Genomic DNA, 25,076 nt, shown 5'->3' on the forward strand with positions numbered 1-25,076 from the left:
TATGAAAGCCGCCCTGCAAGACGAAACCGGCGACGACATCGCCCAAGCCCTCGAAGACGGCTGGCTGCCGATTCGCGAAGTGGCGCGCCAGACAGGCGTCAACGCCGTGACCCTGCGCGCCTGGGAACGCCGCTATAGCCTGATCGTGCCCCAGCGCACGCCCAAGGGCCATCGGCTGTTCAGCGCCGATCACGTGCAACGCATCCACACCATCCTGACCTGGCTCAATCGCGGCGTGCCGGTCAGCCAGGTCAAAGGCCTGATCGACTCTGCCCAAGCCCTTCCAGAGACTGTCGAGAATGAGTGGCACGGGTTGCGCCAGAACCTGTTGAATGCCATCAGCGAATTGATCGAGCGCCGGGTCGACGACGTCTTCAACCAGGCCATGGCGCTGTACCCGCCGCGCACGCTGTGCGAGCAATTGTTGCTGCCGCTGCTGCAGGACCTGGAGCAGCGCTGGCAAGGCCAGTTCGGCGCGCAGATGGAGCGGGTGTTTTTCCTGTCCTGGCTGCGCAGCAAATTCGGCGCACGCATCTATCACAACAACCGCCAGTTGCAGGGCCCGCCGCTGCTGCTGATCAACCAGTCCGACCTGCCGCTGGAGCCGCACCTATGGCTCAGCGCCTGGCTGGCCAGCAGTGCCGATTGCCCGGTGGAAGTCTTCGATTGGCCACTGCCCGCCGGCGAATTGGCCCTGGCCGTGGAACACCTGCAACCGCGCGCGGTGCTGCTGTATTCGAGCAAGGCCCTCCACTTGTCGGCACTCGCAAAACTATTGAGCGGCGTCAGTGGCCCAAAGTTGATCGTCGGACCAACGGTATGCATCCACCAGGCCGAGTTAGCCGTATTAACCCGTGACACCCCTGAATTGTTCGTGGCCGAAGACCCCTTGTCGGCCCACCAGATACTGATCCAGCGTGGACTTCTTTAAATGCATTTGATCTGGCTGCGCACCGACCTGCGCCTACACGACAACACCGCCCTCGCCGCCGCCTGCCAGCGCGGCCCGGTTGCAGCCGTGTACCTCATCACGCCGGAGCAATGGCTGGCCCACGATGATGCGCCGTGCAAAGTCGACTTCTGGCTGCGCAATCTGCAGCACTTGAGCCAGGCCCTGGGCAAGCTGAATATTCCCCTGCTGATCCGCCATGCCGCCACCTGGGATCAGGTGCCCGCCGCGCTCGGCAAGCTGTGCCGCGAGTTGTCGGTGCAGTCGGTGCACGTCAACGAGGAATACGGCATCCATGAAAGCCGTCGCGATGCGGCCGTGGCCAAGGCGCTGGAGGCCGATGGCGTCAGCTTTCACAGCTACCTAGACCAGCTGTTTTTCCAACCCGGCAGCGTGCTGACCAAGACCGGCACGTACTTCCAGGTATTCAGCCAGTTCCGCAAGGTCTGCTACACCCGCTTGCACAGCGCCCTGCCGCGCCTGGTCGCGACGCCGAAGGCCCAAGCGCCTGTCCCGTTGAAAAGTGATCCGATCCCCGCGCAGGTCGACGGGTTCGCACCACCCAGCGAGACCTTGCGCGCCCTCTGGCCCGCCGGCGAAGAGGAAGCCCGCCGCCGCCTCGACGCCTTCGCCGACCAGCAGATCAGTTACTACAAGGACGAGCGCGACTTCCCGGCCAAACCCGGCACCAGCCAGCTGTCCGCCTACCTCGCGGCGGGCGTGGTGTCGCCGCGCCAGTGCCTGCACGCCGCGTTGCAAACCAACCAGGGCGAATTCGAAAGCGGCGATATCGGCGCCATCACCTGGATCAACGAGTTGCTCTGGCGCGAGTTCTACAAGCACATCCTGGTCGGCTATCCAAGGGTGTCTCGCCACCGCGCCTTCCGCCCCGAGACCGAGGCGGTCGCCTGGCGTGACGCGCCCAAGGACCTCGCGGCCTGGCAACAAGCCCGCACCGGGCTGCCGATCATCGACGCAGCCATGCGCCAACTGCTGGAAACCGGCTGGATGCACAACCGCCTGCGCATGGTGGTCGCGATGTTCCTGACCAAGAACCTGCTGATCGACTGGCGTGAAGGCGAGCGATTCTTCATGCGTCACCTGATCGACGGCGACCTGGCAGCCAACAACGGCGGCTGGCAGTGGAGTTCCTCTACCGGCACCGATTCGGCACCGTACTTCCGGATTTTCAGCCCACTGAGCCAATCGGAAAAATTCGACAGCGAAGGCGTGTTTATCAAGCATTGGCTGCCGGAACTGGCCGCGCTGAATAAAAAGGAAGTGCACAACCCCGAGACAGTCGGCGGCCTGTTCGGCGTGGCGGATTACCCGCGCGCCATCGTCGACCTGAAAAAGTCCCGCGAACGCGCCCTGGCAGCCTTCCGCAGCCTGCCTTCACGCCAGGAGGTCGCCGAACATGAGTGATTTCCTGCGCCGCTTCGCCCAGGCTTTTTCCACCCTCGACAAACACAACCTGCACCTGCTCGACAGCCTGTACAGTCAGGACATCGCCTTTACCGATCCACTGCACGAGGTGCAGGGATTGCCCGCGATGCACCGCTACTTCGCCGAGTTGTACAGCAACGTCAGCCAACTGCGCTTCGACTTCCACGGGTTCGACCAGGTGGCCGAAGGCGAAGGCTACCTGCGCTGGAAAATGAGCTTTACCCACCCGCGCCTGGCCAACGGCAAGGTCATCCGCGTGGAGGGCTGTTCGCACCTGATGTGGCGTGAAAAGGTCTACCGCCATCGCGATTACTTCGATGCCGGCGCCCTGCTCTACGAACACCTTCCCGTACTGGGCAGCGTCGTCAACTGGCTGAAAAGGAGAATGGGATGAACGCACTGCCGCCCCGTCGTTATTGGCTGACCGGCGCCAGCAGTGGCATCGGTGCCTCGCTGGCCGTGGAGCTGCTCAACAGCGGCGCCCATGTGGCACTGAGTTCGCGCAGCAAAGGCCCGCTGCAGGCCCTCGCCCAACGTTTTCCCGGACAAGTGCTGGTGGTGCCTGGCGACCTGACCAACAGCCAGACTGTGCGCGAGATCGGTGAGCAGATCGCCGCGGCCTGGGGTTCGCTCGACACGGTGATCCTGAATGCGGGCACCTGTGAATACGTGGACGCCCGGCAATTCGACGCCTCGATTGTCGAACATGTGGTGCGCACCAATTTGCTCGCCAGCAGTTATTGCATCGAAGCCGCGCTGCCGTTGCTGCGTGCCGGGCGCACCCCGCATCTGGTCGGCGTCGCCAGTGCCGTGACCTACCTGCCGATGCCGCGTGCCGAGGCCTACGGTGCGTCCAAAGCCGGGCTGCGCTACCTGTTCGAATCGCTGCGCATCAGCCTGTCGCCGGAAAACATCGACGTCACGGTGATCAGCCCAGGCTTCGTCGACACCCCGCTGACTGAGCGCAACGATTTCCCGATGCCCCTGAGCTGGTCCGCCGACAAAGCCGCGCGGCACATCTTCGCCAAGTTGGAAAAACGCCCACTGGAGATTGCGTTCCCGGCGCTGTTTATCGCCACCCTGTGGCCGCTGTCGAAACTGCCCAACCGTGCCCAGTTGATCATCGGCAAGCGCATGCTGCGCAGCCCGCCGCCACAGAAGGACGACCTGTGAAGATCGCCATTATCGGCAGCGGTATCGCCGGGCTGACCAGCGCCTACCTGCTCAGCCGTCGCCACGACATCACGCTGTTCGAAGCGGGCGACCGCATCGGCGGGCATACCCACACGGCCAATGTGACGGTCGAGGGTAAAAGCTACGCGGTGGACACCGGTTTCATCGTATTCAACGACTGGACCTATCCCAATTTCATCCGCCTGCTGGGGCAGGTCGGGGTGGCGTTCAAGCCCACCGAGATGAGTTTTTCGGTGTGCGACGAGAACGCCGGGTTCGAGTACAACGGCAACAACCTCAACAGCCTGTTCGCCCAGCGCCGCAATATCCTGTCGCCAGGCTTCTGGGGCATGTTGCGCGATATCCTGCGCTTCAATCGCCAGGCGCCGCTGGACCTGCAGGAGCAGCGCATCAGCGCCGAAATGACCCTGGGTGACTACCTTGAGGCCGGCGGGTATGGCCCGCGCTTTATCCGGCACTACATCGTGCCGATGGGCGCGGCGATCTGGTCGATGTCCCTGCAGGACATGCTGGGGTTCCCGCTGCAGTTCTTTGTGCGCTTCTTCAAGAACCACGGCCTGCTCTCGGTAAACAACCGCCCGCAATGGTGTGTGATCGAAGGCGGATCCAGCCGCTATATCGAGCCGCTGACCCGCAGCTTTCGCGAACAGGTGCGTCTCAATTGCCCCGTGCACCTGGTCGAACGCGACGCCGAGGGTGTGGTTATCCACAGCGCGGCCGGCACCGAAGCCTTTGACAAGGTGGTGTTCGCCTGCCACAGCGACCAGGCACTGGCGTTGCTCGGCGACCCGAGCCAGGCCGAGCAGGAGATCCTCGGCGCCCTGCCCTATGCCGACAACGATGTCGTGCTGCATACCGACACCCGCCTGCTGCCCGACCGCAAGCTGGCCTGGGCCAGCTGGAATTATCGACTGACCGGCAACACGCAGACCCAGGCGGCCGTCACCTACGACATGAACATCCTGCAAGGCATCGACAGCGCCACCACGTTTTGCGTCAGCCTCAACCAGACGCCAATGATCAACCCGCTGAAGATCCTCGCCCGCTATACCTACGCCCACCCGCAATACAGCCTCGCGGCGGTGGCGGCCCAAGGTCGTTGGGAAGAACTCTGCGGTACGCGCAACACCTTTTACTGTGGCGCCTACTGGGCCAATGGTTTCCATGAAGACGGCGTGGTCAGCGCCCTGCGCGTGGCGCAAGCCTTCGGGGAGGCCCTGTGAACAGCGCCCTGTACAGCGGCTGGATCGCCCATCGCCGGTTTGCGCCCAAGGCCCACGCCTTTCGCTACCGCATCGGGCTGCTGTACCTGGACTTGAGCGAAGAAGAGCAAGTGCTCGGGCTCTCGCCGCTGGCCGGCGCGAGTCGCCTGGCACCCTTCGGTTTTCGCCAGCAGGATTACCTGCGTGAATTGACGCGCCACGGCATGAGCTTGACCGCCGCCGTGCGCCAGGAAGTCGGCAAGGCGCTGGGGCGTACACCCCAGGGCGTAATCTGCCTACTGACCCAGGCCCGCAGTTGGGGCCTGGCTTTTAATCCGGTGAGTTTCTTCTACTGCTTCGAGGCCGACGGACGTCTGGCCGCGATCCTGTGCGAAGTGACCAACACCCCTTGGCGCGAGCGCTATCACTACGTGCTGCCGGCCCAGGCCCTTGGCGCGGATGAGCACCAGCATTTCGCCGTGGCCAAGGCGTTTCATGTGTCGCCGTTCTTGCCGCGCGACCTGGAGTACCGCATGAGCTTCAGCCCGCCCGCCGCCAAGCTCGGCGTGCACATGGCCGATTGGCAAGGCGAGCTGAAAGTCTTCGATGCCACGCTGAGCCTGCACAAGGAAACACTCACCCGCGCCAGCCTGCACCGCTACCTGTGGCGCTTTCCGTGGATGACCGCCAAGACCTGCCTCGCCATCTATTGGCAGGCCTTGCGCCTGTTGCTCAAACGCACACCGATTTTTTCCCATCAGGCCGCCGATGGCGCCTCTCGCACTGCAGTCGGGTATACCAAGGATCGCCGCCATGAAATCCCCTAGCTTATCGGTCAAGACCAATCGCCTGAACGTCAACGGCCTGACCAGTGCGCTGCTGCGCAAAGGTGTGCTGCGCCAACTCAGCCAACTGCGCCATGGCCAACTGGTGGTGATCGAGGATGGCGAGCGCCAAGTGTTCGGCGCACGCGAAGCGCACCTGCTGGGCGAGATCCAGATTCTCGACCCGGCGGTGTGGGGCCTGGTGGCGGCCAACGGTTCCATCGGCGCCGGCGAGGCGTTTATCCACGGCTACTGGAGCAGCCCGGACCTCACCGCAGTGGTGCGCGTGATGGTCAGCAACCTCGATGTGCTCGACGCGATGGAAGGGGGCCTGGCGCGCCTGGCACGGCCGTTCACCCAAGGCCTGCACTGGCTCAACCGCAACACGCGCAAGGGCTCGCAGAAAAACATCGCGGCCCACTACGACCTGGGCAATGACCTGTTCGAAGAATTCCTCGACCCGACCATGATGTACTCGGCCGCGCAGTTCCTGACCGCCGACGACAGCCTGGAACAGGCGCAACTGAACAAGCTCGAGCGTATCTGCCAGAAGCTCGCCCTCAAACCCACCGACCACTTGCTGGAAATCGGCACTGGCTGGGGCAGCATGGCGCTGTATGCAGCGCAGCATTACGGCTGCAAGGTCACCACCACGACCTTGTCCAAGGAGCAGTTCGCCTACACCGAAAAACGCATCGCGGCCCTCGGCCTGCAAGACCAGGTCACGCTGCTGCTGCAGGACTACCGCGACCTGACCGGCCAGTACGACAAGCTGGTGTCCATCGAGATGATCGAAGCGGTGGGCCATCGTTTCCTGCCGACCTACTTCAAGCAGTGCGCGCACCTGCTCAAGAGCGACGGTCTGATGTTGCTGCAGGCCATTACCATCCGTGAGCAACGTTTCGAGCAGGCCAAGAACAGCGTCGACTTTATCCAGCGCTACATCTTCCCCGGTGGCGCCCTGCCCTGCGTGCAGAACATGCTGCAGATCGTCAGCCGCGACACCGATATGAACCTGCTGCACATGGAGGATTTCGGCCTGCATTACGCGCGAACCCTACGCCTGTGGCATGAGAACTTTCGCCGCGCCCAGGGTCGCCTGACGGAGCTGGGCTACGACGAATACTTCCTGCGCTTGTGGGAGTTTTACCTGTGCTACTGCGAGGGCGGCTTCATGGAGCGCACCATCGGTACCGCGCAACTGCTGCTGGCCAAGCCGTCGGCCATCAACCCACCGCTGCTTGGACGCTTCAGTGCTTAAGACCGTGGCCAATGCCGTGCTCTTCCAGTGCGGCTGGTTTGCCTGTGTACTGGGTGGGGACAGCCTCTGGCTGCTGGTGGGACTGGCGGTACTGGCCCTCCATCTGCTGTGGATAAGTGCCTGGTCCCGCGAAGGCCAGGCGATTCTCGCCGTGACCCTGCTGGGGACAGTCATCGATACGTCGCTGCGCACCTTCGGCGTGTTTCACTTCGGCGCGCCCGGGCCGTTGATTCCCTTCTGGTTGATCGTGCTGTGGGCGCTGCTGGCCACGACCTTGCGCCATTGCCTGGCCTGGAGCGCCCAGCCCTGGTGGCGTGCCAGTCTGCTGGGCGCGCTGGGTGGGCCGCTGTCGTATTACGCAGGCAGCCAGTTGGCCGGGGTCAGTTTTGGCTACGGCACTGCCGCCACCCTAATCGGCCTCGCCCTGCTCTGGGCCGTGATATTTCCGGTGTTGCACTGGATTGCCGGGCAACTGGCGCACTGACGTCCGTCAGAGCAGTCATACGCGCATCGTCGCCTTGCCTTACACTGCACGCCTATGACCAACATCCCCCATACCCAAATCACCGAACCCGCCGTTACCTGCTCGACGTGCGCGGCCTGCTGCTGCCAGCTGGAAGTACTGCTGATCACGGACACAGGCGTGCCGGAGCGCTATATCGATACGGACGATTGGGGCGGAGAAGTCATGCTGCGCCTGGACGATGGTTGGTGCGCGGCGCTGGATCGGGACACGATGATGTGCACGATCTATGAGCGGCGGCCGCTGATTTGCAGGGAATTCGAGATGGGCGCGCCGGAATGCCTGACCGAGCGCGAAGGCATTGCAACAGCGTATCGCTGATTGAACTACATCCTGCAGGAGCCGGCTTGCCGGCTCCTGCAGGAATGTGTGTTTAGAGCGGCATGGTGTAGTGCAGCGAGTAGCTCTCTACGCCATCGTTGTTGCTGCTGATCCCGGCATTGGAGTAGTGGGTGGCGCGAATGCCCACTTCATGCCCACCGGTAAAGCGCAGGCCGAAACCCAGGCGGTCTTCGAACTGGAAGGCCTGGCCGATGTTGTTGTCTTCCAGGCGCGTGCGGGAGAACACCGCCACACCGATCCCCGCCTCGATATAAGGCTTCACCGACTGTCCGGCGAATTCATACACAAACACCGGAGAGAACGACAGGCTGCTCGCGCCTGCGCGGTCGTCACCTTCCCAATAGGTGTAGGCGCCGCTCCAGTAGCCGGTCAGGCGACCGACATCACTTTGCATCCAACTCTTGTCCCAATCCGACGTCAGCCCCAATCGATAAGTGAGCGTCGAATCACTGGTGGCCCCCAGGCCAAACTCAAGTCCAGCGGCCTGCGCCGAAAAAGAGTGTCCCACCACAGCGGCCGCAATCGCAGCCAAACAGAACAAGCGCTTCATAAGAAACATCCTTTCCGAACGAAGTTATATGGTTTTGTACAGGCAATCCCGCTATAGAAGCCTACGCAGTGTCAGAAGTTCAGCCTGGAATCACGATATTTCACGAATTTTTCACGCGCTGAAGCTTCGCACATCTCCGGGATGTTTCCATAGTGTCGGTAGGATATTTCTGAAATGACACACATCGCCACTGGTCCAGAACTGTGCGGGCTGAGGATTGCCGCTGGCGAGCAGGTCGCGCTCGCCGAGCAGACGCTTCAGCTGGCGAGCCACGGCGGCGCCGGTGTCGATCAGAATGATGCTGGGCGGCAGCATCTGCGCCAGCAGCGGCTTGAGGAAGGGGTAGTGGGTACAACCGAGGATGATGGTATCGCAGCCGACGCTGAGCAGCGGGTCGACATAACCCTGCAACAGTTGGCGCAACACCGGGCTGTTGAGGTCGCCGGTCTCGATCAGTTCCACCAGGCCGGGGCAAGGCTGGGTGACCACGCGTACATCGGTGGCGAAGCGATCCAGTAGCGCGGCGAACTTGGCGCTTTGCAAGGTACCGGTGGTAGCGAGCACACCGACCACACCACTGCGGGTCGCGGCGGCGGCAGGTTTGACGGCAGGCTCCATCCCCACCAGCGGCCACTCGGGATAGTCCACGCGCAAATCCGCGACCGCCGCGACCGTGGCGGTGTTGCAGGCGATCACGAACGCCTTGGCGCCCCGCTCACGAAAAAACTCGGCGACGGCCCGGGAGCGCTGAAGAATGAATCCCGGGGTTTTCTCGCCGTACGGGATATGCCCGCAATCCGCCACGTACAGCAGCGATTCATGCGGCAGCAACTGCTGGATTTCATCCAGTACCGACAAGCCGCCGACACCGGAATCGAACACACCGATCGGCACGCCCTTAACCATGCCGCGGCCCGCAGACGCTGCAGCCAGGGTCACGCTTGACGCGCAACTCGCGAAAACGCGTGGTCAGCGCGTCGATCAGTAGCAGGCGGCCCACCAGCGGCTCGCCAAAACCGGCCAGCAGCTTCAAGGCTTCCAGCGCCTGCAGGCTGCCGACCACGCCGACCAGCGGACCGACCACGCCGGCTTCGCTGCAGGTAAGTTCGCTGTCGCTGCCGTGCCCATATAAACAGTGGTAGCACGGGCTGTCGGCGCGGCGCGGATCGAACACCGACAACTGGCCCTCAAGGCGAATCGCCGCGCCACTGACCAGCGGCTTGGTCGCAGCCACACAGGCGGCGTTGACTGCCTCGCGGGTGGAAAAGTTGTCACTGCAATCGAGCACCACGTCCACCGCCGCCACGGCTGCAGCCAAGGAATCGGCATCCAGCGCACTGCGATGGGCAACCAGGCTGATTTCGGGGTTTATCGCGCCCAGGCGACGCAGGGCCGAGTCGACCTTGGTCTGCCCGACGCTGTCGGTGTCATGGATGATCTGGCGTTGCAGATTGGTCAGGTCGACGCTGTCGAAATCCGCCAGGTGCAATTCGCCCACCCCGGCAGCGGCCAGGTAAAGCGCCACCGGCGCGCCCAGGCCACCGAGGCCGACGATCAGGGCGCGGCTGTTTTTAAGGCGCAACTGGCCTTCGATGTCGACATGTTGCAACAGAATCTGTCGGCTATAGCGCAACAGCTCCTGATCGGTCAGCACGGCCGGCGTCCCAGGGTAATGCGTTCGTGGCCGCCAAGGTCGATGCGGCTGGCCACCGCCTCGAAGCCCTGGCTGGACAACAGGTCACGCACGGCCTCGGCCTGGTCGTAACCGTGTTCCAGCAACAACCAGCCACCGGCATTCAGGTGGGCCGGGGCATCGCGGATGATCAAGCGCAAGTCGTCCAGGCCGTCATGGCCCGCCACCAGCGCACTCGCCGGCTCAAAGCGCACGTCGCCCGCCACCAGGTGCGGATCGTTGTCGGCGATGTACGGCGGGTTACTGATGATCAGGTCGTAGGCATGACCTTGCAGGGCACTGAACCAATGGCTGTTCAGCACCGTGGCATTGTTGAGGTGCAGGCGCTGGCGATTGCGCTCGGCCAGGGCCACGGCCTCCAGCACGCGGTCGACGGCGGTGACCTGCCAGGCGGGGCGCTCGCTGGCCAAGGCCAGGGCGATCGCGCCGCTGCCGGTGCCCAGGTCGAGAACCTTGGCCGGCGTGGCCGGCAACAACTCCAGCGCAGCCTCCACCAGCATCTCGGTTTCCGGACGCGGGATCAGCGTGTGAGGCGCGACCTCCAGGTCAAGTTTCCAGAAGCCTTGCTGGCCGAGGATATAGGCCACCGGTTCACCGCCACGACGGCGCTGCAGGTAGTCGGCGAACGTCAGTGCGGCCTCGCTGCTGACAATTTTTTCCGGCCAGGTGTGCAGGTAACTGCGCGACTTGCCCAGGGCAGCGGCCAGCAACAATTCGGCATCCAGGCGCGCGGTAGGCGAGTCGGGAAGATCGGCGGCGCGCAGCAGGCTGGCGATGATGGTCATTTATTCACCTATCGCGGCCAATTGATCGGCCTGGTATTCGGCGAGCAACGGCTCGATCACCGCATCCACGCCGCCGGCGAGAATCTCGTCCAGGGAGTAAAGGGTGAGGTTGACCCGGTGGTCGGTGACCCGGCCCTGGGCGAAATTGTAGGTGCGGATGCGTTCGGAACGGTCGCCCGAGCCCACCAGCAACTTACGCTCGCTGGCAATCGCGTTGGCGGCGGCGCTGGTCTGCTGGTCATTGAGCTTGGCCGACAGCCAGGACATGGCGCGTGCACGGTTCTTGTGCTGGGAACGCTCCTCCTGGCACTCGACCACGATGCCCGACGGCAAGTGAGTGATACGAATCGCCGAGTCAGTCTTGTTGACGTGCTGGCCACCGGCGCCCGACGAGCGGTAGGTGTCGACCCGCAGGTCCGCCGGGTTGATCTCGATCGCTTCCTGCTCGTCCGGCTCGGGCAACACGGCCACGGTGCATGCGGAGGTATGGATGCGACCTTGGGATTCAGTCGCCGGGACCCGCTGCACGCGGTGCGCGCCGGACTCGAACTTGAGCTTGCCGTAGACGTTATCGCCTTCGACCCGCGCGATGACTTCTTTATAGCCGCCGTGTTCGCCTTCGTTCTCGGACAGGATCTCGACCCGCCAGCCACGACGCTCGGCGTAGCGCGAGTACATGCGGAACAGGTCGCCGGAGAAGATCGCCGCCTCATCGCCGCCGGTACCAGCACGGATCTCGAGGAACACGTTACGCCCGTCGTTGGGGTCCTTGGGCAGCAACATGCGCTGCAGGTCACCTTCCAGCTCGGCAAGTTTTTCCTTGGCTTCGCGGACTTCTTCGACGGCCATTTCACGCATGTCCGGATCGCTGTCCTTGAGCAGCGCCTGGGCGCCCTCGAGGTCGGCCTGCACTTTAGTCAAGTGCTTGTAGGTGGCCACGATAGGCTCAACTTCGGCGTATTCCTTGGAATAGGCGCGGAACTTGGCCTGATCGGAAATGACCTCGCCGTCGCCCAGCAAAGCGGTCAGTTCTTCGAAACGGTCCTGGAGCACGTCCAGTTTATTGAGCAGTGACGCTTTCATTGCGGTTTTTTATCCGAAGAGCTGTCTGACGCGCCCTCACCGAGGGCAAAGAGTTCCTGGGCCATGGCCAACGCATCGAGGCGGCCTTCGGCAGTCAATTTTTTAAGCTGTACGCTAGGTGCATGGAGCAACTTGTTGGTCAGGCCGCGCGCCAGTTGCATCAGCACCTCTTCGGCGCTGCTGCCATTGGCGAGCAGGCGCTGGGCCTTGATCAACTCCTCATCGCGCAGGCGCTCGCCTTGCTGACGATACGCCTTGAGCACGTCCACCGCCGCGAGTTCACGTAGGCGCACCATGAAATCTTCGGCGCCGGTGCTGACCATCTCCTCGGCGGCCTGGGCTGCGCCCTGTCGGCTCTTGAGGTTTTCGGCGACCACTTCGTGCAGATCGTCGACGCTGTAGAGGTAAACGTCGTCCAACTCGCCGACTTCGGGCTCGATATCGCGGGGAACGGCGATATCGACCATAAAGATCGGCTTGTGCTTGCGCAGCTTCAGCGCACTTTCCACCGCACCCTTGCCCAGGATCGGCAACTGGCTGGCGGTAGAGCTGATGACGATATCGCTGCGCACCAGCTCGGCAGGGATATCCGACAGCAGCACCGCGTGGGCGCCGAACTGTTCGGCGAGGATGCTCGCGCGCTCCAGGGTACGGTTGGCGACGACGATGCGCTTCACACCCAGGTCGTGCAGGTGGCGGGCGACCAGGGTGATGGTCTCGCCGGCGCCGATCAGCAAGGCCTGGCTGCGCTGCAAATCACTGAAAATCTGTTTGGCCAGGCTGACGGCGGCGAACGCCACGGACACCGGGTTTTCGCCGATGGCGGTGTCGGTGCGCACCTGCTTGGCAGAATTGAAGGTGGCCTGGAACAGGCGGCCCAGCAGCGGGCCGACAGTGCCGGCCTCTCGCGCCACGGCGTAGGCGGACTTCATCTGGCCGAGAATCTGCGGTTCGCCCAGCACCAGCGAATCAAGGCCGGACGCCACGCGCATCATGTGACGAACTGCCGCATCATCTTCATGCACATACGCACTGGCGCGCAGGTCGTCGAGGCTCAAATGGTGGTAATCGGCCAGCCAGCGCAGTACCACATCCGCTGAAAGATGTTCCTGCTCTATATAAAGCTCGCTGCGATTGCAGGTCGAAAGGATTGCAGCTTCGCGGCTGTCGGTGAGCCGGCAGAGCTGCTGCAAGGCCTCAACCAACTGCTCGGGCGTAAACGCCACGCGCTCGCGCACGTCTACGGAGGCAGTCTTGTGGTTAATACCGAGTGCGAGGAAGGCCATTCAATATCGCTGATGATGTCGGGAAGCCGACAATTGTCCTACTTCGAAAGATTCAGAACAACCACCGTCGTCTATTGTCCTAATGCCTTGTGTCTATAAAGGCATCCATTGAGACTCGGTTATGTTTGGCCGAAGGCTTGTGTCATGATGATCCGACCGCAGGTTAGTCGTCCTCTTCCTATATGAATAGATCTTCCGCGTTGCTCCTTGCTTTTGTCTTCCTCAGCGGCTGCCAGGCCATGGCACCCGTGTCGCCGGACGGTACGCCGCCGGTAGAAGACAGCACCCCCGCCCCTGAAAAGCCCAAGGTTTATTCCTCATTCAGTGAAGAAACGGTGTTCAGCCTGCTGAGCGCGGAGCTGGCCGGGCAACGCAATCGTTTCGACATTGCGCTGGATAACTACGTGACCCAGGCGATCAACACGCAGGATCCGGGCATTTCCGAGCGAGCGTTTCGCATCGCCGAGTACCTGGGCGCCGATCAGGCTGCGCTGGACACGTCGCTGATCTGGGCGAAAAACGCGCCGGACGACCTGGAGGCGCAGCGTGCCGCCGCCATCCAACTGGCGCGCGCGGGCCGCTATGACGACTCCATGGTCTATATGGAGAAGGTCCTGCAGGGCAAGGGCGACACCCATTTCGACTTCCTTGCGCTGTCAGCTGCCGACACCGACCAGGACACGCGCAATGGCCTGATGAAGAGTTTCGACCGCCTGCTGCAAAAACACCCGAAGAACAGCCAGCTGATTTTCGGCAAGGCCTTGCTGCTGCAGCAGGACGATGAAGCCGAAGCCGCGCTGAAGCTGCTGGAGCAGAACCCGCCGGAAGACGGCGAGATCGCGCCGATCCTGTTGCGCGCGCGCCTGCTGCAGAACCTCAATCGCGGCAAGGAAGCGATTCCGCTGCTGGAAAAAAGCATCAAGAAGTATCCGGAAGACAAGCGCCTGCGCCTGACTTACGCGCGCACACTGGTGGAGCAGGACCGGATGGAAGACGCCAAAGTGCAGTTCGCCAACCTGGTCCAGCAGTACCCGGACGACGACGAACTGCGCTACTCCCTGGCACTGGTGTGCCTGGAAGCCAAGGCCTGGGACGAGGCCAAGGGCTACCTGGAAGACTTGATCGCCCGGGAAAGCCACGTGGACTCGGCGCACCTGAACCTCGGCCGTATTGCCGAGGAGCGCAACGATCCACAGGCTGCGCTGCTCGAATACGCCCAGGTCGGTCCGGGTAATGACTACCTGCCGGCGCAGTTGCGCCAGGCCGACATCCTGATGAGCAACGGGCGCACCGACGAGGCGGAAAAACGCCTGGCCGCCGCCCGCGACGCCGAACCGGACTATGCAATCCAGCTCTACCTGATCCAGGCCGAGACCTTGTCCGCCAACAATCAGGGCGAGCGCGCCTGGAAGGTGCTGCAACAAGCCTTGTTGCAATTTCCTGACGATTTGAACCTGCTGTACACGCGCGCCATGCAGGCGGAAAAACGCAATGACCTGGTGCAGATGGAAAAAGACCTGCGCCTGATCATCAAGCGCGATCCGGACAACGCCATGGCCCTGAATGCCCTGGGCTACACCTTGTCCGACCGCACCACGCGCTACGACGAAGCCAAGGTCCTGATCGAACAAGCCCACAAGCTCAACCCGGAAGACCCGGCGGTACTCGACAGCCTCGGCTGGGTGAATTACCGCCTGGGCAACCTGGACGAAGCCGAACGCTTGCTGCGCCAGGCGCTGGAGCGCTTCCCCGACCAGGAAGTCGCCGCGCACCTGGGTGAAGTGCTGTGGGCCAATGGCAAGCAGCGCGAAGCCCGGCAAGTCTGGGAGAAATTCCTCAAGGAACAACCCGAAAGCCCCATCCTGCGCGGCACCATCAAGCGCCTGACCGGATCCGAGACCCTTTAAGCTTATGTTCTTGCGCCACGTTATCGTTTTCAGCTTCATCGCCTTGCTCGCCGGTTGCGCGGGCATCGGCAGCCGAGAATCCGTTGAGGGCCAGGGCAACCCGGCGCAATGGAAACAACACAAGGACCAGCTCAGCAGCATCGACGGCTGGCAAATCGACGGCAAGGTCGGGGTTCGCGCGCCGAAAGACTCTGGCAGCGGCACCCTGTTCTGGCTGCAACGCCAGGACTACTACGACATCCGCCTGTCCGGTCCGCTGGGTCGGGGCGCTGCCCGCCTGACCGGCCGACCTGGGCAGGTCAGCCTTGAAGTGGCCAACCAGGGCCGCTATGAAGCGACCTCACCGGAAGAATTGCTGGAACAGCAGATGGGCTGGAAGCTGCCGGTATCCCACCTGGTGTGGTGGGTGCGCGGCTTGCCCGCGCCCGACAGCAAAAGCCGCCTGAGCCTCAACGGCGACAGCCGCCTGGCCTCCCTGGAGCAGGATGGCTGGCAGGTCGAATACCTGAGCTACGTGCAGCAGAACGGCTATTGGCTGCCCGAGCGCATCAAGCTGCACGGCACCGACCTTGACGTCACGCTGGTGATCAAGGAATGGCAACCGCGCAAGCTGGGGCAATGACGTGACCGAACGCCTGACCCTGCCCTCCCCGGCCAAACTCAATCTGATGCTGCACATTCTCGGACGTCGCGAAGACGGCTACCACGAACTGCAGACACTGTTTCAATTTCTCGACTACGGCGATGAACTGACCTTCGCCGTACGCGACGATGGCGTGATCCAGCTGCACACCGAATTCGAAGGCGTGCCCCACGACAGCAACCTGATCGTGAAGGCGGCAAAAAAACTTCAGGAACAAATCGGCTGCACGCTGGGCATCGATATCTGGATCGATAAAATTCTGCCCATGGGCGGCGGGATCGGTGGCGGCAGCTCGAATGCCGCGACCACGCTGCTGGGTCTGAACCACTTGTGGCAGCTCGGCTGGGACCACGATCGCCTGGCTGCGCTGGGCCTGACGCTGGGGGCCGACGTGCCGGTTTTCGTGCGTGGACACGCGGCTTTTGCCGAGGGCGTGGGCGAGAAACTCAGCCCCGAATACCCCGAAGAGCCGTGGTATGTCGTGCTTGTTCCGCAAGTATCTGTAAGTACAGCAGAAATTTTTTCAGATCCACTGTTGACACGTAACTCTCCTCCCATTAAAGTGCGCCCCGTTCCCAAGGGAAACAGTCGAAATGACTGCTTACCGGTTGTAGCAAGGCGTTATCCAGAGGTACGTAACGCTTTGAATTTGCTAGGTAAATTTACCGAAGCAAAATTAACCGGCACTGGAAGTTGTGTGTTTGGGGGCTTCCCAAGCAAAGCTGAAGCTGATAAAGTCTCGGCCCTTCTTACAGAGACCCTTACAGGGTTTGTAGCAAAGGGAAGCAACGTTTCGATGTTGCATCGCAAGCTGCAAAGTCTGCTCTAAAAGGAACCGAGTACTGGGTACTCGTTGCAACAGATACAGGGGCGTCGCCAAGCGGTAAGGCAGCAGGTTTTGATCCTGCCATGCGTTGGTTCGAATCCAGCCGCCCCTGCCATTTTCCTATACTCATCCAGGTTACCCTCAGCCTCTAGGTACTGCGCGTGTCCAAGATGATGGTCTTTACGGGGAACGCTAACCCCGATCTGGCTCGACGTGTCGTACGTCAGCTGCATATCCCTCTCGGTGACATCTCTGTCGGTAAATTCTCCGACGGCGAAATTACTGCCGAGATCAATGAAAACGTCCGCGGTAAAGACGTCTTCATTATTCAGCCGACTTGCGCTCCGACCAACGATAACCTGATGGAACTCGTCGTGATGGCTGATGCCTTCCGCCGCTCCTCAGCGACTCGAATCACAGCTGTAATCCCTTACTTTGGTTATGCCCGTCAGGATCGCCGTCCGCGTTCCGCACGTGTGGCAATCAGCGCGAAAGTCGTAGCTGACATGCTGACCGTGGTAGGCATCGACCGTGTTCTCACGGTTGACCTGCACGCTGACCAAATCCAGGGGTTCTTCGATATTCCAGTAGATAACATCTACGGCTCCCCCGTCCTGGTGGATGACATCGAAGACCAGCGCTTTGAAAACCTGATGATCGTGTCCCCGGACATTGGCGGCGTCGTGCGTGCACGGGCTGTTGCCAAATCCCTGGGCGTGGATCTCGGGATCATCGACAAACGCCGCGAGAAAGCCAATCACTCTGAAGTGATGCATATCATCGGTGATGTCGAAGGGCGTACCTGTATTCTGGTTGATGACATGGTCGACACCGCCGGCACCCTGTGCCACGCGGCCAAAGCCTTGAAAGAGCACGGTGCAGCTAAAGTCTTCGCCTACTGCACACACCCTGTGCTGTCGGGCCGAGCGATCGAGAACATCGAGAATTCCATGCTGGACGAACTGGTGGTGACCAACACCATCCCGTTGTCCGCTGCAGCTCAAGCCTGTTCGCGTATCCGTCAACTGGATATCGCACCGGTAGTTGCCGAGGCGGTTCGCCGTATCAGCAACGAAGAATCGATCAGCGCGATGTTCCGTTAAGGGTCAAACCTTTCGGAACACCTCACTGACGAAAAGCGCCCCGCCCCAGCATACTGTTGGGGCGGGGCTTTTTTGCCCATATCGCCTTTAGCGCTGGTCGCAAACGCTGGGGCGAATGTGGTTATTTTGGAGATACAACATGAACGATTTTACTCTGAATGCTGAAGTGCGTTCCGACCTGGGGAAAGGTGCGAGCCGCCGCCTGCGTCGTCTCGCAAGCCTGGTTCCAGCTGTAGTTTACGGTGGCGACAAAGCCCCTGAATCCATCAGCATGCTGGCCAAGGAAATCGCCAAACTGCTCGAAAACGATGCTGCCTACAGCCACGTTATCGAACTGAACGTTGGCGGCACCAAGCAAAACGTGATCATCAAGGCGCTGCAACGTCACCCGGCCAAAGGCCACGTGCTGCACGCTGACTTTGTACGCGTTGTTGCCGGTCAGAAACTGACCGCCATCGTTCCAGTGCACTTCGTTGGCGAAGCTGCTCCGATCAAGAAAGGCGGCGAAATCTCGCACGTTACTTCGGAAATCGAAGTGTCCTGCCTGCCGAAAGACCTGCCTGAGTTCATCGAAGTCGACCTGGCTAACGCTGAAATCGGCGACATCATCCACCTGTCCGACCTCAAGGCCCCTAAAGGCGTTGAGTTTGTTGCACTGGCTCACGGTGATGACAAAGCTGTTGCAAACGTACACGCTCCACGCGTTGCACCAGAAGCTGAAGAAGGCGCTGCAGAGTAATTCACTCTGTATTGCCGGAGCTTGAGGAAACATCGCGGACCGAAACGTAGCGAGAAAGCGGGCGATAACGCGGCGTTTACTCTTGAGTAAATGATCTCTTGTCGTCCACTTTCGCCGCACGCAGGTGTAGCGATGTTATCCACAACTCCAAAGGAAGGGCCCCTGTCGTGACTGCCATTAAACTGATCGTTGGCCTGGGAAATCCAGGCGCCGAATACGAACAGACCCGGCATAACGCGGGGGCCCTTTTTGTTGAGCGTATCGCCCATGCCCAAGGTGTGAACCTGGTGGCCGATCGCAAATATTTTGGCCTGACCGGGCGCTTCTCGCATCAGGGTCAGGATGTTCGTCTGCTGATTCCCACCACCTACATGAACCGCAGCGGCCAGGCTGTCGCGGCGCTTGCGGGTTTCTTCCGGATAAAACCCGAAGAGATCCTGGTGGCCCATGACGAACTGGACCTGCCACCCGGCGTTGCCAAGCTCAAGCTTGGCGGCGGGCATGGCGGGCACAACGGCTTGCGCGACATCATTGCGCAATTGGGCAATCAGAATAATTTCTACCGCCTGCGGCTCGGCATTGGCCACCCAGGCGTCGCCAGTATGGTTTCAAATTTCGTCCTGGGTCGTGCGCCACGCGCCGAACAGGAAAAACTCGATGCCAGCATCGACTTTGCCCTCGGCGTGCTGCCGGATATCTTCGCCGGTGAATGGAACCGTGCGATGAAAAACCTGCACAGCCAGAAGGCCTGACTCTTACCGAGGGGAAACACCATGGGATTCAATTGCGGCATCGTCGGCCTGCCCAACGTCGGCAAATCCACCCTGTTCAACGCCTTGACCAAGTCCGGTATTGCGGCGGAGAACTTCCCCTTCTGCACCATCGAACCCAACAGCGGCATCGTGCCGATGCCGGATCCGCGCCTGGAAGCACTGGCGGCCATCGTCAATCCCAAGCGCATCCTGCCGACCACCATGGAATTCGTCGACATCGCGGGCCTGGTTGCCGGCGCGTCGAAAGGTGAAGGCCTGGGCAACAAGTTTTTGGCCAACATCCGTGAAACCGATGCCATCGCCCACGTGGTCCGCTGCTTTGAAGACGAGAACGTGATTCACGTCTCCAACAGCGTCGACCCGAAACGCGACATCGAGATCATCGACCTGGAACTGATCTTCGCCGACCTCGACAGCTGCGAGAAGCAACTGCAGAAAGTCGCGCGTAACGCCAAGGGCGGCGACAAGGATGCAGTGGTCCAGAAGGGCCTGCTGGAGCAGTTGATCGCTCACTTCACCCTGGGCAAGCCGGCACGCAGCCTGATGAAGACCATGGGCGCTGACGAGAAGGCCGTGATCAAGGGCTTCCACCTGCTGACCACCAAGCCTGTGATGTACATCGCCAACGTCGCTGAAGACGGCTTCGAGAACAACCCGCTGCTCGACGTGGTGAAGGCCATTGCCGACGAAGAAGGCGCGATCGTGGTGCCGGTGTGCAACAAGATCGAAGCAGAAATCGCCGAACTCGATGACGGCGAAGAGAAGGACATGTTCCTCGAGGCCCTGGGCCTGACCGAACCTGGCCTGAATCGCGTAATCCGCGCGGGCTACGAGATGCTCAACCTGCAGACCTACTTCACCGCCGGCGTGGAAGAAGTCCGCGCGTGGACCGTCAAGGTCGGCGCCACCGCGCCACAAGCCGCAGGTGTGATCCACACCGACTTCGAGAAAGGTTTCATCCGCGCTGAGGTGATCGCCTACAACGACTTCATCCAGTACAAAGGTGAGGCGGGTACCAAGGAAGCCGGTAAGTGGCGCTTGGAAGGTAAGGATTACATTGTGAAAGATGGCGATGTGATGCACTTCCGCTTTAACGTGTAGGTTTACCTGTAGTTTAAACAGTAAAAAAGCCGATGCTTCGCATCGGCTTTTTTGTGGGCGCACATTTATATATCGCATCAACTAGTGATTCAGCCAAAACCCAGATAACTTCAGACTTTTCCCACCCAATCGTTCGCGCCTAGCAAAAACATCAAATATCAAGATTAGAATCCAACTTATCTTACACAGCCCTGGCCAATAACGACTCCAAGAGCACGTGACAACAGTTATAAAATTCTATCTACTGCAGTGAGCCTGTGACAGTGTCCTTGCAATGAAGCAATAGCGATTATGGAGTTATCATTCGATGTCGGCGTTTGACCACATGGAAAATGAGACGGAGTTATACCTGAATGACGATCCAGATATTAAAAGCATGTTGGGTAGCACTGCTACGTTTAACATCGATATCTTGTTGCTGGGGGAGACCGGCACTGGCAAAGATACGTTAGCTCAGCGCATTCATCATCTATCCGGCCGACGAGGTAACTTTATTGCCGTAAACTGCGCAGCTATCCCTGAAAGCCTCGCCGAAAGCCAATTGTTCGGCGTCAACAGCGGCGCTTATACCGGAGCAATACAATCACGCGCTGGTTTCGTCGAGGCCGCCCACTTGGGCACGCTGTATCTGGATGAGATCGACAGCATGCCACTAAGCTTGCAAGCCAAACTGCTGCGCGTGCTAGAGTCACGCGGTGTGGAGCGCTTGGGTTCGACCCGTTTTATCCCAGTGGACATGCGTGTGATAGCGTCAGCCCAGCATTCGTTGCACGACATGGTCGAGCAAGCCACTTTTAGGCGCGATCTGTACTTTCGCCTGAATGTTGTCAACATTCAGTTACCTACCTTGCGGGATCGACGCGACTGCATCATTTCGTTATTTCTGGAGATGATCCAGAAAGAAGCAGCACATTTCAAACTTCCTGCCCCTCCTCCACCCGAGAGTCTGCTGCAGCAGCTGTTTGTTCACACTTGGCCGGGCAACGTTCGCGAACTACGTTCGACCGCGAAGCGATTTGTATTAGGACTGCCAGTGCTCTCAACTCCGTCCTCCTCCCACTTGGGCAAAAAAACAAGCCTGAAGTCAAGTTTGCAACAAATTGAAAAAACGCTGATTGAGGAGTCTTTGCGCCGCCATGACTACTGTGTAACCCCAGTGGCTATCGAATTAGGTGTTTCCAGGCGTACGCTGTACCACAGGATCAAACATCTGGAAATTTCACTGGAATGAGGCCAATGCCTTTCGTTTTCGTACTAAAACGTCACGTCTTTTTAGTCATAAACATCCTTGCAAGGCCTGGTCTATTAACGCATGGGCAGGACAAAGATAAGCCTGTCGACATACATAACTGGAAACATTTAACCACCACGCACCGGGAACGCATCCGTCACGATAACCACACAGATAGCACCTAAGCAAATATATGCTGGGTCAAATAAACTCAATTTTACGCTTGGAGCTTATATGTCTTTTTCAGTCGGTCAAAACTATCGCGGTGCCCCTTATCCACTCGCTGGTCTCAATCCCAATATGGCCGATAGCCCCGAAGAAGTAGAGGCTAAACAGATTTCAAATAAGCAGAAAAGAGACACATTAGATAACGCTTGGCTAGGTGCCCAGATGAAGAACGTTAACGAACAGGTACGAAACTCCAAAGGTAATTAATCAGTTGATCTACCGGTTGCCTCTTGTGCCTGATGACCTTGAGGCAATCATCTTGCCTGCCTGAAGGTCACTTCATCTGTTCTCATAGAAAGTTACCATGAGTCATCAATGAGCCCACATGCCATGCGTATAAAAGAAACTCAGCTTTCAGATCAGTCCGACAGCGGCGCCGTTACCTACGCAGCACCTGAGCATTCCTTCTCAAGTAGGGATGCCAGTTTTTTTTCATCGATGCTCGAACGCTCAAACCATACAAAGGCAGTGTCTTCAGGGTCTAACGTCCCCCAGCTTTTTGTTGAGGCGTCCAATCAGCTCAGCGCCTCAATGAACCGTTTTTCCAAACTCGTCCGCGCGCCAAAGAAAGAGCTCGACTTTGAAGCCTACAAAACATACTCCCGCGATTTATTTAACGCACAACTTACTCCCCACCTGTTGACAAAATGCCTCGCCAAGGCGACCCAAGGCGTCGACAAGATATGTAACTTGCAGTAATGAAAATGCCCCCCCTTTTCTCTGCCGTCATCTTCATTGTTATTGCATCCCTATTGGGCGGATGCAGCGACCGTGTGGAACTTCATCGCCAACTCTCCGAACAGGAGGCCAATGAAGTCGTAGCCGAATTGGCTGATAAAAATATTCGCGCCACAAAATTTCCGGCTAAGGACGGTGTTGTCATCACGGTTAATACCGTTGATATCGGGCGAGCCGTACGAACACTGGAAGCCGTAGGTCTACCCAGAGTTGCTCGGACCACGCTAGGGGATACCTTTCGCAAGGAAGGCGTAATTTCAACGCCATTGGAAGAACGCGCGCGCTATATCTATGCCTTGTCCCAAGAGCTTGAGGCCACTTTGTCCAACATTGACGGCGTCATTGTCGCACGCGTGCACGTGGTGTTACCGGAACGCGTCGCGCCGGGCGAGCCAGTACAACCGGCATCTGCATCGGTATTCATCAAGCACGACCCACGGTTGGACCCCGATAACATCCGAGCACGGATTCGCAGAATGGTAGCGAGCAGTATCCCTGGCATGTCTATGGCAGTGGACAACCTGCAAAAACTCTCGGTGATATTCGTGCCAGCGACTATTTACCAGGAGCAGCAGCGACTGGTGTATTTCGGCCCTTTCCTGGTGCCTAGCGATAATCTTGGGTTCTGGCGAACCAGCGTAATGGTTTTACTGCTCAGCGTGATCGTCCTCCCGATCGCCTTATTGCTGCTGCACAAACGGCGTCAGAGTCGCCATCAAGAAACGGGGTCAACGGGCAAATCAACGGTTTCTGTTCATGACGCCTAGACTCGATCATCAGCTTCATGAACACCTGCCGTGGGCGCGATGGTGGGTATTTCCCTGGGAGTCTGCCCACGAAGACTGGAAGGGCGAAGATTACCCGGTGATTGAAACGCTGCTTCGCAGTGGACAGTCAGCACCAGACAAACTACTGGGTTATGCAGCCTGTTTGCCTGCTAAGCCGCACCCCACAGTGATCCGCCTGGCCTTGGCCTCTAGGGAACAACTGAACCTAATGCTGGCATTGGTTCACGGCACCTTCAATCCCCAGGACTCAGACCTCTTGACCGACATTCATCATCAATGGTGCATGCGTCTTTCCAAGGCGCTGCCCCCCGTGATACTGCCGCCGGGTTCTGACCCGATACAACTGCTCCATAGCTGGGTTGAAGCCGCGACCTGGCAGCGCCTTAGATTGCGATTCCCGCGTAAATGTGTGGTTGAGGTTGAAACAACAAACCTTCCGCACGGAATCACAGGTAACCGACTCGACACACTCTGGCAGGCCGTCGTATGGCGCGCTACTACATTGGCGAGTAATGACATGCCCACACCTAGCACGAGTGAGGAGTTCAACAGTGTTATGCCGTTACAACATTAAGTTATCCGGGCTCTCGCCTAGCGCGCCACGTAGCATAATACCCCGGGAAGAGCTTGCAAACTGGAAGCATGCAAATCAACTTTTGCGTGACGCAAACATTCAAGCTGAAGAGTTGATCAGATTGACAGAGCAGAAATGTGAGGCGTTGCTGGAGAAGGCCTCGATTGATATCTGGCAACGCGCCGATGCTCAGCTCAAACAGTGGGAACGTAGTAGGCAAACGATGTGCGACACCGTGGAGCATTACGCCACCCAGATCACCAACCAGGCGATTCGCAGCCTACTTGACGAGATAGTAGCCCCACAACGAGTGGCAGCCCTCGTTAAGCAATTGCTGAAGAGCCAAGTTGAGGAAATCAGCGCGACACTGATGTGCCACCCACATGACCTTAAAGAGGTAACGCACGCTTTAGCCCACTATGGGAGCACGTTCTGGAAGCTTATAGCCGACAGCTCAATCGACGCCCAAACACTTGTATTGAAGACAGATGAAGGCGATTTCCGAATCAGCTGGAACGACATGCGCAATGCTCTTTATGAACAGGTTAGGGATCGTCGGATCGATGTCTGACCTCGCTTTTCTCTAGCCCTATTAATGCTGCCTATTTAGTAATGACTTCGCAATTCCTTCGACGGCCATCAGCCATAAAGGTAGACCATGGACTTCTATAAGGCCTTCACTTCAGAAGTTATAAGCAATCGGAAAAAAGCTGATAACGAATTTACCTCTTTTTACAGGGAGGCGACGCCAGACAATTGGGACAGTGAGCTTTTTTTCAAACTCACACTTAACCACCAGATGGCCAATTCCCTTGATCAGGATCACGCCAAAATTGTCAATCAGTCGCTCAAAACCACCATTGACCATTTCAATTAAATGAAAGATTTAATTCATGACTGGCTGAGTAATAAAAAAGAAGAACATCTGACATTATTTGAAGAGGAGGATGAAGTCACCTTGATATATCAGAAAACCGTTTTGTTGCTTGCCGCCCAACTGACGTCAACACGAGCTGACGGCGTGGTTCTACAGTATTGGGCGCGTCTGGGCGCCGCTAGCCTCGCGCATTTCCAGGGTGCACTCGCTCAGAAACCAGACACTGGTGCGCTTTGGCTTACTCAGATTCTGAAAGGCAAACTGAGTGAGGCGGATGTGCTCGACTGTCTGGCGGACTTACTCAATCAACGCGATGCCTGGCGAGCTATCTTCGCACGTCTTCGCCGTCCCTCCCTGAGCGCCAGGCCCATCCCGTTACGTTCACAGCTGTACTAACCAGAGTACTCCCC

29 protein-coding genes and 1 tRNA gene are annotated in these 25,076 nt (G+C 59.3%); 24 read left to right on the forward strand and 6 right to left on the reverse strand.

The annotated features are described in order from the left end of the window. Position 1: 1 nt before the first annotated feature. Genes QMX97_RS04660 through QMX97_RS04700 form a run of 9 tightly spaced genes read left to right on the forward strand, consistent with a single transcriptional unit; the run spans position 2 to position 7,720 of the window. Complete coding sequence (locus QMX97_RS04660; RefSeq protein ID WP_282396226.1) at positions 2–931, forward strand: MerR family transcriptional regulator; 930 nt, start codon at positions 2–4, stop codon at positions 929–931. Continuing rightward, positions 932–2,374, forward strand: coding sequence for a deoxyribodipyrimidine photo-lyase (phrB, locus tag QMX97_RS04665; protein ID WP_282396228.1), 1,443 nt, complete (start codon positions 932–934; stop codon positions 2,372–2,374). Continuing rightward, a complete protein-coding gene (locus QMX97_RS04670; protein WP_065900516.1) occupies positions 2,367–2,789 on the forward strand; it encodes a nuclear transport factor 2 family protein in 423 nt (140 codons plus the stop codon). Before phrB ends, QMX97_RS04670 begins: the two co-directional genes overlap by 8 nt. Beyond that, entirely contained in the window at positions 2,786–3,568 is a 783-nt protein-coding gene (locus QMX97_RS04675) for an SDR family NAD(P)-dependent oxidoreductase (protein WP_065900514.1), read from the forward strand. Before QMX97_RS04670 ends, QMX97_RS04675 begins: the two co-directional genes overlap by 4 nt. Continuing rightward, positions 3,565–4,812: an FAD-dependent oxidoreductase gene (locus QMX97_RS04680; RefSeq protein WP_065900512.1), complete on the forward strand. Its 1,248-nt coding sequence runs from the start codon at positions 3,565–3,567 to the stop codon at positions 4,810–4,812. Before QMX97_RS04675 ends, QMX97_RS04680 begins: the two co-directional genes overlap by 4 nt. Next, positions 4,809–5,618: a DUF1365 domain-containing protein gene (locus tag QMX97_RS04685; protein WP_065900510.1), complete on the forward strand. Its 810-nt coding sequence runs from the start codon at positions 4,809–4,811 to the stop codon at positions 5,616–5,618. The genes QMX97_RS04680 and QMX97_RS04685 overlap by 4 nt, the downstream gene beginning before the upstream one ends. Then, positions 5,605–6,876: a cyclopropane-fatty-acyl-phospholipid synthase family protein gene (locus QMX97_RS04690; RefSeq protein WP_065900509.1), complete on the forward strand. Its 1,272-nt coding sequence runs from the start codon at positions 5,605–5,607 to the stop codon at positions 6,874–6,876. The genes QMX97_RS04685 and QMX97_RS04690 overlap by 14 nt, the downstream gene beginning before the upstream one ends. Next, positions 6,869–7,360, forward strand: a complete 492-nt coding sequence (locus QMX97_RS04695; RefSeq protein WP_065900508.1) for a DUF2878 domain-containing protein — start codon at positions 6,869–6,871, stop codon at positions 7,358–7,360. Before QMX97_RS04690 ends, QMX97_RS04695 begins: the two co-directional genes overlap by 8 nt. A 54-nt stretch (positions 7,361–7,414) precedes the next feature. Beyond that, entirely contained in the window at positions 7,415–7,720 is a 306-nt protein-coding gene (locus QMX97_RS04700) for a YkgJ family cysteine cluster protein (protein ID WP_065900507.1), read from the forward strand. Positions 7,721–7,772: 52 nt separating this feature from the next. Here QMX97_RS04700 and QMX97_RS04705 read toward each other — a convergent pair whose 3' ends face one another. The 6 genes from QMX97_RS04705 to hemA all read right to left on the reverse strand — a co-directional run bounded on the left by QMX97_RS04705 (position 7,773) and on the right by hemA (position 13,138). Further along, positions 7,773–8,291: an acyloxyacyl hydrolase gene (locus QMX97_RS04705; RefSeq protein WP_065900506.1), complete on the reverse strand. Its 519-nt coding sequence runs from the start codon at positions 8,289–8,291 to the stop codon at positions 7,773–7,775. Positions 8,292–8,402: 111 nt separating this feature from the next. Next, positions 8,403–9,197, reverse strand: a complete 795-nt coding sequence (gene murI, locus QMX97_RS04710) for a glutamate racemase (RefSeq protein WP_282396234.1) — start codon at positions 9,195–9,197, stop codon at positions 8,403–8,405. Further along, positions 9,190–9,945 carry a molybdopterin-synthase adenylyltransferase MoeB gene (moeB, locus tag QMX97_RS04715; protein ID WP_065900502.1) on the reverse strand — a complete coding sequence of 252 codons (756 nt, stop codon included), beginning with the start codon at positions 9,943–9,945 and terminating at the stop codon, positions 9,190–9,192. The genes murI and moeB overlap by 8 nt, the downstream gene beginning before the upstream one ends. Beyond that, positions 9,939–10,769, reverse strand: a complete 831-nt coding sequence (gene prmC, locus QMX97_RS04720) for a peptide chain release factor N(5)-glutamine methyltransferase (protein ID WP_282396236.1) — start codon at positions 10,767–10,769, stop codon at positions 9,939–9,941. Before prmC ends, moeB begins: the two co-directional genes overlap by 7 nt. Beyond that, the gene (gene prfA / locus QMX97_RS04725) at positions 10,770–11,852 is read right to left on the reverse strand and encodes a peptide chain release factor 1 (protein WP_012722110.1); all 1,083 of its coding nucleotides are present in this window, start codon (positions 11,850–11,852) and stop codon (positions 10,770–10,772) included. Next, positions 11,849–13,138, reverse strand: a complete 1,290-nt coding sequence (gene hemA, locus QMX97_RS04730; RefSeq protein ID WP_065900498.1) for a glutamyl-tRNA reductase — start codon at positions 13,136–13,138, stop codon at positions 11,849–11,851. Before hemA ends, prfA begins: the two co-directional genes overlap by 4 nt. Positions 13,139–13,320: 182 nt before the next feature. On the opposite strand from hemA, the gene QMX97_RS04735 reads away from it, so the two are divergent. From QMX97_RS04735 to QMX97_RS04805, 15 genes are all read left to right on the forward strand, one after another. After that, positions 13,321–15,045 (forward strand): tetratricopeptide repeat protein, encoded by a 1,725-nt coding sequence (locus QMX97_RS04735; protein ID WP_065900496.1) that lies wholly within the window; start codon positions 13,321–13,323, stop codon positions 15,043–15,045. Between the two features lie 4 nt (positions 15,046–15,049). Further along, positions 15,050–15,667 (forward strand): lipoprotein insertase outer membrane protein LolB, encoded by a 618-nt coding sequence (gene lolB / locus QMX97_RS04740; protein ID WP_065900494.1) that lies wholly within the window; start codon positions 15,050–15,052, stop codon positions 15,665–15,667. A gap of 1 nt (position 15,668) precedes the next feature. Beyond that, on the forward strand, positions 15,669–16,517 hold the full coding sequence (gene ispE, locus QMX97_RS04745; protein ID WP_282396239.1) for a 4-(cytidine 5'-diphospho)-2-C-methyl-D-erythritol kinase: 849 nt from the start codon (positions 15,669–15,671) through the stop codon (positions 16,515–16,517). Positions 16,518–16,554: 37 nt separating this feature from the next. Continuing rightward, positions 16,555–16,629: transfer RNA gene (locus QMX97_RS04750), tRNA-Gln, on the forward strand. Positions 16,630–16,675: 46 nt separating this feature from the next. Then, positions 16,676–17,617 carry a ribose-phosphate pyrophosphokinase gene (locus QMX97_RS04755; RefSeq protein ID WP_003208392.1) on the forward strand — a complete coding sequence of 314 codons (942 nt, stop codon included), beginning with the start codon at positions 16,676–16,678 and terminating at the stop codon, positions 17,615–17,617. A gap of 139 nt (positions 17,618–17,756) precedes the next feature. After that, on the forward strand, positions 17,757–18,356 hold the full coding sequence (locus QMX97_RS04760; RefSeq protein WP_065900493.1) for a 50S ribosomal protein L25/general stress protein Ctc: 600 nt from the start codon (positions 17,757–17,759) through the stop codon (positions 18,354–18,356). Positions 18,357–18,523: 167 nt separating this feature from the next. Beyond that, positions 18,524–19,108, forward strand: a complete 585-nt coding sequence (gene pth / locus QMX97_RS04765) for an aminoacyl-tRNA hydrolase (protein ID WP_010213318.1) — start codon at positions 18,524–18,526, stop codon at positions 19,106–19,108. A gap of 21 nt (positions 19,109–19,129) precedes the next feature. Then, positions 19,130–20,230, forward strand: a complete 1,101-nt coding sequence (ychF, locus tag QMX97_RS04770) for a redox-regulated ATPase YchF (RefSeq protein ID WP_106805205.1) — start codon at positions 19,130–19,132, stop codon at positions 20,228–20,230. 307 nt (positions 20,231–20,537) lie between these two features. Beyond that, entirely contained in the window at positions 20,538–21,461 is a 924-nt protein-coding gene (locus QMX97_RS04775; protein ID WP_106805206.1) for a sigma 54-interacting transcriptional regulator, read from the forward strand. 234 nt (positions 21,462–21,695) lie between these two features. After that, positions 21,696–21,896, forward strand: a complete 201-nt coding sequence (locus QMX97_RS04780) for a hypothetical protein (protein WP_157955103.1) — start codon at positions 21,696–21,698, stop codon at positions 21,894–21,896. A 108-nt stretch (positions 21,897–22,004) separates the two neighbouring features. Next, a complete protein-coding gene (locus QMX97_RS04785; RefSeq protein ID WP_120447587.1) occupies positions 22,005–22,388 on the forward strand; it encodes a type III secretion protein in 384 nt (127 codons plus the stop codon). Between the two features lie 5 nt (positions 22,389–22,393). Further along, on the forward strand, positions 22,394–23,194 hold the full coding sequence (sctJ, locus tag QMX97_RS04790; RefSeq protein WP_106805721.1) for a type III secretion inner membrane ring lipoprotein SctJ: 801 nt from the start codon (positions 22,394–22,396) through the stop codon (positions 23,192–23,194). Further along, positions 23,184–23,789, forward strand: a complete 606-nt coding sequence (locus QMX97_RS04795) for a type III secretion protein (RefSeq protein ID WP_106805208.1) — start codon at positions 23,184–23,186, stop codon at positions 23,787–23,789. Before sctJ ends, QMX97_RS04795 begins: the two co-directional genes overlap by 11 nt. Beyond that, positions 23,728–24,360, forward strand: coding sequence for a type III secretion system stator protein SctL (sctL, locus tag QMX97_RS04800; RefSeq protein ID WP_207200620.1), 633 nt, complete (start codon positions 23,728–23,730; stop codon positions 24,358–24,360). The genes QMX97_RS04795 and sctL overlap by 62 nt, the downstream gene beginning before the upstream one ends. Positions 24,361–24,666: 306 nt before the next feature. Beyond that, on the forward strand, positions 24,667–25,062 hold the full coding sequence (locus tag QMX97_RS04805; protein ID WP_106805211.1) for a type III secretion protein: 396 nt from the start codon (positions 24,667–24,669) through the stop codon (positions 25,060–25,062). Positions 25,063–25,076 lie beyond the last annotated feature (14 nt).

It is taken from the genome of Pseudomonas sp. PS01298, from assembly GCF_029959745.1.
GTDB classification, from domain to species: domain Bacteria; phylum Pseudomonadota; class Gammaproteobacteria; order Pseudomonadales; family Pseudomonadaceae; genus Aquipseudomonas; species Aquipseudomonas aylmerensis.

What these genes read in the sequence shown, in the direction of transcription:
- murI (WP_282396234.1), bottom strand. Translation starts at nt 9,197, where the DNA reads ATGGTTAAGGGCGTGCCGATCGGTGTGTTCGATTCCGGTGTCGGCGGC.
- ychF (WP_106805205.1), top strand. Translation starts at nt 19,130, where the DNA reads ATGGGATTCAATTGCGGCATCGTCGGCCTGCCCAACGTCGGCAAATCC.
- QMX97_RS04780 (WP_157955103.1), top strand. Translation starts at nt 21,696, where the DNA reads ATGTCTTTTTCAGTCGGTCAAAACTATCGCGGTGCCCCTTATCCACTC.
- sctJ (WP_106805721.1), top strand. Translation starts at nt 22,394, where the DNA reads ATGCCCCCCCTTTTCTCTGCCGTCATCTTCATTGTTATTGCATCCCTA.
- QMX97_RS04705 (WP_065900506.1), bottom strand. Translation starts at nt 8,291, where the DNA reads ATGAAGCGCTTGTTCTGTTTGGCTGCGATTGCGGCCGCTGTGGTGGGA.
- QMX97_RS04785 (WP_120447587.1), top strand. Translation starts at nt 22,005, where the DNA reads ATGAGCCCACATGCCATGCGTATAAAAGAAACTCAGCTTTCAGATCAG.
- prfA (WP_012722110.1), bottom strand. Translation starts at nt 11,852, where the DNA reads ATGAAAGCGTCACTGCTCAATAAACTGGACGTGCTCCAGGACCGTTTC.
- QMX97_RS04660 (WP_282396226.1), top strand. Translation starts at nt 2, where the DNA reads ATGAAAGCCGCCCTGCAAGACGAAACCGGCGACGACATCGCCCAAGCC.
- QMX97_RS04760 (WP_065900493.1), top strand. Translation starts at nt 17,757, where the DNA reads ATGAACGATTTTACTCTGAATGCTGAAGTGCGTTCCGACCTGGGGAAA.
- QMX97_RS04795 (WP_106805208.1), top strand. Translation starts at nt 23,184, where the DNA reads ATGACGCCTAGACTCGATCATCAGCTTCATGAACACCTGCCGTGGGCG.
- lolB (WP_065900494.1), top strand. Translation starts at nt 15,050, where the DNA reads ATGTTCTTGCGCCACGTTATCGTTTTCAGCTTCATCGCCTTGCTCGCC.
- QMX97_RS04735 (WP_065900496.1), top strand. Translation starts at nt 13,321, where the DNA reads ATGAATAGATCTTCCGCGTTGCTCCTTGCTTTTGTCTTCCTCAGCGGC.
- QMX97_RS04700 (WP_065900507.1), top strand. Translation starts at nt 7,415, where the DNA reads ATGACCAACATCCCCCATACCCAAATCACCGAACCCGCCGTTACCTGC.
- QMX97_RS04805 (WP_106805211.1), top strand. Translation starts at nt 24,667, where the DNA reads ATGAAAGATTTAATTCATGACTGGCTGAGTAATAAAAAAGAAGAACAT.
- QMX97_RS04775 (WP_106805206.1), top strand. Translation starts at nt 20,538, where the DNA reads ATGTCGGCGTTTGACCACATGGAAAATGAGACGGAGTTATACCTGAAT.
- hemA (WP_065900498.1), bottom strand. Translation starts at nt 13,138, where the DNA reads ATGGCCTTCCTCGCACTCGGTATTAACCACAAGACTGCCTCCGTAGAC.
- QMX97_RS04670 (WP_065900516.1), top strand. Translation starts at nt 2,367, where the DNA reads ATGAGTGATTTCCTGCGCCGCTTCGCCCAGGCTTTTTCCACCCTCGAC.
- sctL (WP_207200620.1), top strand. Translation starts at nt 23,728, where the DNA reads ATGACATGCCCACACCTAGCACGAGTGAGGAGTTCAACAGTGTTATGC.
- QMX97_RS04675 (WP_065900514.1), top strand. Translation starts at nt 2,786, where the DNA reads ATGAACGCACTGCCGCCCCGTCGTTATTGGCTGACCGGCGCCAGCAGT.
- QMX97_RS04690 (WP_065900509.1), top strand. Translation starts at nt 5,605, where the DNA reads ATGAAATCCCCTAGCTTATCGGTCAAGACCAATCGCCTGAACGTCAAC.
- prmC (WP_282396236.1), bottom strand. Translation starts at nt 10,769, where the DNA reads ATGACCATCATCGCCAGCCTGCTGCGCGCCGCCGATCTTCCCGACTCG.
- phrB (WP_282396228.1), top strand. Translation starts at nt 932, where the DNA reads ATGCATTTGATCTGGCTGCGCACCGACCTGCGCCTACACGACAACACC.